The organism is Streptomyces cyaneofuscatus, assembly GCF_000718135.1.
Lineage (GTDB): Bacteria > Actinomycetota > Actinomycetes > Streptomycetales > Streptomycetaceae > Streptomyces > Streptomyces cyaneofuscatus.
Window position 1 is genome coordinate 494,360 of the sequence record NZ_JOEM01000005.1, and the last position, 6,167, is coordinate 500,526.

General features: G+C 74.1%; 7 protein-coding genes. 4 read left to right on the forward strand and 3 right to left on the reverse strand.

Going from position 1 to position 6,167, the window contains the following annotated elements:
- Positions 1-144 precede the first annotated feature (144 nt).
- The gene (locus tag IF17_RS0111330; protein WP_425315162.1) at positions 145-954 is read left to right on the forward strand and encodes a SanA/YdcF family protein; all 810 of its coding nucleotides are present in this window, start codon (positions 145-147) and stop codon (positions 952-954) included.
- Positions 955-1,056: 102 nt separating this feature from the next.
- Positions 1,057-3,135 (forward strand): molybdopterin oxidoreductase family protein, encoded by a 2,079-nt coding sequence (locus IF17_RS0111335; RefSeq protein WP_030564756.1) that lies wholly within the window; start codon positions 1,057-1,059, stop codon positions 3,133-3,135.
- Here the strand turns inward: IF17_RS0111335 and IF17_RS0111340 are convergent.
- From IF17_RS0111340 to IF17_RS0111350, 3 genes are all read right to left on the reverse strand, one after another.
- Positions 3,098-3,598: a gamma-glutamylcyclotransferase family protein gene (locus tag IF17_RS0111340; RefSeq protein ID WP_106980166.1), complete on the reverse strand. Its 501-nt coding sequence runs from the start codon at positions 3,596-3,598 to the stop codon at positions 3,098-3,100. The two genes, IF17_RS0111335 and IF17_RS0111340, sit on opposite strands and share 38 nt — an antisense overlap.
- Before the next feature lie 8 nt (positions 3,599-3,606).
- Positions 3,607-3,948: a divalent-cation tolerance protein CutA gene (gene cutA / locus IF17_RS0111345; RefSeq protein WP_030564760.1), complete on the reverse strand. Its 342-nt coding sequence runs from the start codon at positions 3,946-3,948 to the stop codon at positions 3,607-3,609.
- Between the two features lie 85 nt (positions 3,949-4,033).
- Entirely contained in the window at positions 4,034-4,642 is a 609-nt protein-coding gene (locus IF17_RS0111350; RefSeq protein WP_030564762.1) for an NADPH-dependent FMN reductase, read from the reverse strand.
- Between the two features lie 75 nt (positions 4,643-4,717).
- On the opposite strand from IF17_RS0111350, the gene IF17_RS0111355 reads away from it, so the two are divergent.
- Both IF17_RS0111355 and IF17_RS0111360 read left to right on the forward strand, forming a co-directional pair.
- On the forward strand, positions 4,718-5,542 hold the full coding sequence (locus IF17_RS0111355) for an aminotransferase class IV (RefSeq protein ID WP_030564764.1): 825 nt from the start codon (positions 4,718-4,720) through the stop codon (positions 5,540-5,542).
- A 61-nt stretch (positions 5,543-5,603) separates the two neighbouring features.
- Positions 5,604-6,089 (forward strand): DUF5990 family protein, encoded by a 486-nt coding sequence (locus IF17_RS0111360; protein WP_030564766.1) that lies wholly within the window; start codon positions 5,604-5,606, stop codon positions 6,087-6,089.
- Positions 6,090-6,167: the final 78 nt, after the last annotated feature.

A 6,167-nucleotide genomic window follows, 5' to 3' on the forward strand; every position in this document is an offset into this window, starting at 1 on the left:
GAGGGTCACGGAGGTTTTCCACCCCCTCACGGCGGGGTGGTGGCCGGTGTGCGGGGCGGGGGCCTGCACCCGTTTCTGCCGGTCGGCGAACCTTTCGGGCGTTTCGCTCGTCAGGTGGGGTGGGACCGAACGACGGTACGGACAATGAGGGGGGCTCTCGTGCGAGGGATGCGAGGGATGCGAAGGGCGCGGGATACGCCGGGGGCGCGGGCGGCGTCGGGAGCGCGGGCGGCGTCGGGAGCGCGGGCGGCGTCGGAGGGTGGCGCGAACGCGAAGAAGCCCAGACCGTGGTTGCGGCTGCCGCGCTCCCGTCGCCGGCGGCTCGCCGTGCAAGGGCTGATGGCCCTCTGCGTGCTGGCGCTGCTGCCCGCGACCTGGATGCGGCTGGGCGCCGACGCACGGGTGGGGACCACGGCGGACGCCCCGGCCCGGGAGGTCGCCATGGTGTTCGGCGCCGGGCTCTGGAAGGGTCGGCCGACCCCGTATCTGGCCCACCGCCTGGACGCGGCGGCCGAGCTGTACCGCACGGGCAAGGTGAAGGTCGTCCTGGTCACCGGGGACAACAGCCGGGTGGAGTACGACGAGCCGGACGCGATGCGCACGTATCTGACCGAGCGCGGGGTGCCGGACGACCGGATCGTCAGCGACTACGCCGGGTTCGACAGCTGGGACTCGTGTGTGCGGGCCAAGAAGATATTCGGGGTCGACCGGGCGGTGCTGGTGAGCCAGGGCTTCCACATCCACCGGGCGACCACGCTGTGCCGTTCCGCCGGGATCGACGCGTACGGGGTCGCGGTCGACGAGCCACGGGACGCCACCTGGTACTACGGCGGCACCCGGGAGCTGGCCGCGTCGGGGAAGGCGGCCCTGGACGCCCTGTTCCGCCCCGACCCGCGCTTCCTGGGGCCTCAGGAGGCGGGCGTGACGGAGGCGCTGGCGTCGGCGACGCCGTGACGTGGGACCTCACAGCGCGCCGGGCGGCGGGCTGAGGGGGGCGTTCCGGCGGCGTAACCCGGTGCCCCCGTCCCCGTAATACCGCTCTCGCAGGCTGAGCCCATGACCGGTACCGAGACGCCCACCCACTGCCCGTACTGCGCCCTCCAGTGCGGGATGAGCCTGCGCCCGGTGGCGGGCCCGGAGGTGGCCGAAGTGGTGGAGCGCACCGGGTTCCCGGTCAACCGGGGCGCGTTGTGCGGCAAGGGGCGGAGTGCGCCCGCCGTGCTGCGCCGGGGGGTCCGGCTGACCTCCCCGCTGGTACGGAGGCGGCCCGGCGGCGAGCTGGAGGAGGCGGGCTGGGACGAGGCGCTGGGGCGGATCGCCGGAGGGCTCGGCGGGGTGCGGGCGGCGCACGGGGCGGACGCGGTGGGGGTGTTCGGCGGGGGCGGGCTGACCAACGAGAAGGCGTACGCGCTCGGGAAGTTCGCCCGGGTCGTGCTCGGGACCTCGCAGATCGACTACAACGGCCGGTTCTGCATGTCGTCGGCGGCAGCCGCGCACCAGCGGGCGTTCGGGCTCGACCGGGGGCTGCCGTTCCCGCTGGAGGACATCCCGCGGACGGGGTGCGTGATCCTCGTCGGGTCGAACCTCGCCGAGACGATGCCGCCCGCCCTGCGGTATCTCACCGAACTGAAGGCGAACGGGGGCCGGCTGATCGTCATCGACCCGCGCCGCACCCGCACCGCCGAACAGGCCGACCTGCACCTGGCGCCCCGCCCCGGCACCGATCTGGCCCTGGCGCTCGGGATGGTGCACCTGGTGGTGGCGGAGGGGCGGGTGGACGAGGAGTTCGTACGGGCTCGTACACGCGGGTGGGAGGAAGCGCGGGCCGGGGCGATGGCGCACTGGCCGGAGCTGGTGGAGCGGATCTGCGGGGTGCCGGTGGCGCGGCTGCGCGAGGCGGTGGAGCTGTTCTGCGGGGCGGAGAGCGGGATGGTGCTGACCGCGCGGGGACCCGAGCAGCAGGCCAAGGGGACGGACACGGTGGGCGCGTGGATCAACTTCTGCCTGGCCACCGGGCGGGCGGGGCGGCCGCTGTCCGGGTACGGGTGCCTGACCGGGCAGGGCAACGGGCAGGGCGGCCGGGAGCACGGCCAGAAGGCCGACCAGCTGCCCGGCTACCGCAAGCTGACCGACCCGGCCGCCCGCCGCCATGTCGCGGAGGTGTGGGGCGTGGATCCGGAGAGCCTGCCGGGGCCGGGGCGGAGCGCGTACGAGCTGCTGGACGCGCTGGGCCAGGACGTGCGGGCGCTGCTGGTGATGGGCTCCAACCCGGTGGTCTCCGCCCCGCACGCCTCGCACGTCGAACGCCGCCTGGCTTCCCTGGACTTCCTGGCGGTGGCGGATGTCGTCCTCTCCGAGACGGCGGCGCTGGCGGACGTGGTGCTGCCGGTGACGCAGTGGGCGGAGGAGAGCGGGACGACGACCAACCTGGAGGGCCGGGTGGTGCTGCGGCGGCGGGCGCTCGACCCGCCGGAGGGGGTGCGCAGCGACCTGGAGGTGCTGCACGCCCTGGCCGGGCTGCTGGGCCACGGCAAGGGGTTCCCGGCCGACCCGGCCGAGGTCTTCGAGGAGCTGCGGCGGGCCTCGGCGGGCGGTGCGGCGGACTACGCGGGCATCACCTACGAGCGGATCGCGGCCGAGGACGGCGTCTTCTGGCCGTGCCCCGACGCGGACCACCCGGGTACGCCGCGGCTCTTCCTGGACCGGTTCGCGACGGAGGACGGGCGGGCCTCGTTCGTGCCGGTGGTGCACCGGGCGGCGGCCGAGGAGACGGACCGGGAGTATCCGGTGGTGCTGACGACGGGGCGGGTGGTGGCGCAGTACCAGTCGGGGGCCCAGACCCGCCGGGTGGACGAGCTGAACGCGGCGGCGCCCGGCCCCTTCGTGGAGCTGCACCCGCGCCTGGCGGAGCGGATCGGGGTGGCCGAGGGCGAGCCCGTCGCGGTGACGTCCCGGCGCGGGCGGGCGGTGGCGCCGGCCCGGATCACCGGGGCGATCCGGGCGGACACGGTGTTCATGCCGTTCCACTGGCCGGGTGAGGGCCGGGCCAACACGCTGACCAACCCGGCGCTCGACCCGGTCTCGCGGATGCCGGAGTTCAAGGTGTGCGCAGTCCGCCTGGAGGCCGCCCGGTGACCCACCGCCCCTCGGCGATGACGCTGCCGCTCGTCCGCAGGGAGCGGGTGACGGCGGCCGCGGCGAGGTAGACCCAGGCCCGGGTCCCGGGAAGTCCCTGACCCTCGCGGGCCCCGGGAGCCACCTCCCCCGGCAGCTCGACCTCGCGGACGACCCGCTCGTACAGATTGCGCGGGTGGCCGGGCCCGAGGTACTCCTCCAGGTGGTCCAGGAGCCCGAGCAGCTCCCCGTACACCCCGGGCGCTGCGGTGAGCAGGGTGCCGTGGACGCGGCCGTGGCCGTCGATGGCGTACGGGTAGCCGGGCCCGTCGTACAGCAGGGCCCGGGGCAGGACGGCCGCTCGCTCCGCCGACGTACGGCCGCGGAGGAACAGGTCGTGGTTGGGTTCGCCGGGGAGCAGCGTCCCGTACACGAAGAACGGCAGCTCGTCGGTGGGCGGGGAGCCCGGGTCCAGGGTGCTCATGGCCGCCGTCACAGGGCGGCTGCGGGAGCCGTCTCCGCCGTGACCCAGCCGAGGTAGCGGGCGCTGCCCCGGATCACCGGGATCGCGATGATCTCGGGGGTGTCGTAGTCGTGCGCCTCCTGGAGGTACTCCTCCAGCTCCTCGTAGCGCCCGGACGCCGTCTTGAACAGCACCTGCCACTCCTCGGACGACTCGATGGCGTTCTGCCACCGGTAGACCGAGGTGACGGGCGCGGAGATCTGCGCGCAGGCCGCCAGCCGGGCCTCCACCGCCCCCTGCGCCAGCTCGTGGGCCTTCTCCTCGCTGTCGGTCGTGGTCAGTACGGTCAGCCATGCCGGCGGCGCTGTCATCGTCGGTCTCCTCGGAGTACGGCGGGCTCCTGCCCGGACGGCGGGGGTGCTCCCGCCCGTGCACCGATTGTCGGCCCGGAGGGGGTCAGGCGCTGTACGGATGGCGGTTTCGCGCGTCGCGCAGGGCGTTGCCCCACCAGGCCAGCTGGTCCAGGAGCGCCTTGGCCGCCGCGTCGACGTCCGCCGGGTCGCGGTGGTTGCCCTCGTCGTCGAAGAGGGCGCCCGCGTTGTGGAAGGAGACGGTGTCGCGGACGGTGACCGTGTGCATCTCGGCGAAGACCTGGCGGAGCTGCTCGACGGCCCGCAGACCGCCCGACCTGCCGCCGTAGGAGACGAAGGCGACGGGTTTCGCCTGCCATTCGGCGCGGTGCCAGTCGATGAGGTTCTTCAGCGGGGCGGGGAAGGAGTGGTTGTACTCGGGGGTGAGCACGACGAACGCGTCGGCCGCCGCCAGCCGTGCCGAGACCGCCGCGACCCGGGCCGCCTCCTCGGGGCCGGGGCTGAAGGAGAGTGCGTCGGGGAGCCGGGCGGTGACGACATCGATGAGCTCGGTCTCGATGCCGTCGTACCGGGCGGCCCGGCCGAGGAACCAGTCGGCGATGACCGGCCCGAAGCGGCCTTCCCGGTTGCTGCCGAGGATGACGGCGACCTTGAGGGGGGCGGGGGACGTCGTGGGTGCGGATGTGGTGTCCATGGCGTCGAGCTTTCAGCCTCAAGCATGGTTGAGGTCAAGTAGTCGCCGGAGGATGCGGCGATCTACGGTTGCCCCATGACGAGCGCACCGCCCCCGCCTCTCCCCCACCCCCTCCCCTACGTCGAGATGGACGGCCACCCCGCCACCGAGGAGGACCTCCGCGTCCCCGCCCTCTTCGGGTTCGGCCACTTCACCGCCCTCCAGGTCCGGGACCGGAGGGTGCGGGGGCTCGGGCTGCACCTCGAACGGCTGGACGGCGCGAACCGGGAGCTGTTCCAACTGCCCCTGGACGGGGGCCGGGTGCGCGAGCTGATCCGGGGCGCCCTGGACCGAGCCGGGATGCGGGACGCGTCCGTGCGGGTGCACGGGTTCCTGCCGCCCGGGGAGAGCCGTACGCGGGTGATGGTCACCGTCCGCGAGCCCGCCTCGATGGCGCCCGGGGGCCGGAGCCTGATGTCGGTGCCGTACGCCCGGGCGGTGCCGCACATCAAGCGGCCGGGCGAGTTCGGGCAGACGTACTACGGGATGCTCGCCGCGCGGGCCGGGTTCGACGAGGCCTTGCTGACCGCGCCGGGCGGAGTGGTGACCGAGGGGGCCACCACCAACATCGGCCTCTGGGACGGGAGTTCGGTGGTGTGGCCGGACGCTCCCGCGCTCGTCGGCATCACCATGGCGCTGCTGGAGCGCGGCCTCGCGGCGGCCGGGGAGCCGTCGGCCCGAAGGGCGGTGACGCTGGACGGGCTGGGCGCGTACCGGGGCGCCTTCATCTGCAACTCGCAGGGGATCGCGCCGGTGCGGCGGATCGATGCCGTGGAGTTCGCGGGCGGGGACGAGGAGATGGCGGAGGTGGTGGGGCGGCTGGAGGCCGTGTACGGGAGTGCGCCCGCGGACCTCCTCTAGAGCTTGGCCGGAAATCGACCTTCACGGGGCCGTTCCGTCGCGGTGACGGACCATGGGGAGCATGCAGATCCTTATCGAGGCCTCAGCGCTCCCCGGCCGCACCTGCGGGCCGGACTCCGACTTTCCCGGGTTCGAGAACATCCACGTCGGCGTTCAGCGCAAGGACCGGCCGGGTGAGCTGCTCGGGATCTGCCCCGGGGATGCTCCGAGCGCTTCCTGGACCTTGGAGTGCGCGGCGGAAGCCACGGCGGACGGGGTCGAAATCTCGGGGCCGTACATCCAGAACCGGCTGGGCGGGCGGTTCGTCTATCTGTCGTGGGGGACCGTGGACGAGGCCGGGCTCTTCTCCATGTTCCGCCGCGCCAAGCTGATGTTCAGCGACATCGAGCCGGGGATTCTCGAAGCGGCCGCGCGTTCCGGGCAGCTCATCGGGCGGCTGGGGCTGACCGACGCGAAGGGGCAGCCGCTGTGTTCGCGGGTGCGGCCGCCGGCGATCTCCTGGAGTGCGAGGGCGGGTTCGGACCCGGGCGAGGCGCCCACCGGGTGACCCCTGGCCCACCGGATCCGACACCGCCCCCACCGGTCCCAGGGGGGGGTGGGACCGGTGGGGGCGGGTGCCGTGGGG

Coding starts and splice junctions, on each gene's coding strand:
- IF17_RS0111330 (WP_425315162.1), top strand. CDS start 145: ATGAGGGGGGCTCTCGTGCGAGGGATGCGAGGGATGCGAAGGGCGCGG.
- IF17_RS0111335 (WP_030564756.1), top strand. CDS start 1,057: ATGACCGGTACCGAGACGCCCACCCACTGCCCGTACTGCGCCCTCCAG.
- IF17_RS0111340 (WP_106980166.1), bottom strand. CDS start 3,598: ATGAGCACCCTGGACCCGGGCTCCCCGCCCACCGACGAGCTGCCGTTC.
- cutA (WP_030564760.1), bottom strand. CDS start 3,948: ATGACAGCGCCGCCGGCATGGCTGACCGTACTGACCACGACCGACAGC.
- IF17_RS0111350 (WP_030564762.1), bottom strand. CDS start 4,642: ATGGACACCACATCCGCACCCACGACGTCCCCCGCCCCCCTCAAGGTC.
- IF17_RS0111355 (WP_030564764.1), top strand. CDS start 4,718: ATGACGAGCGCACCGCCCCCGCCTCTCCCCCACCCCCTCCCCTACGTC.
- IF17_RS0111360 (WP_030564766.1), top strand. CDS start 5,604: ATGCAGATCCTTATCGAGGCCTCAGCGCTCCCCGGCCGCACCTGCGGG.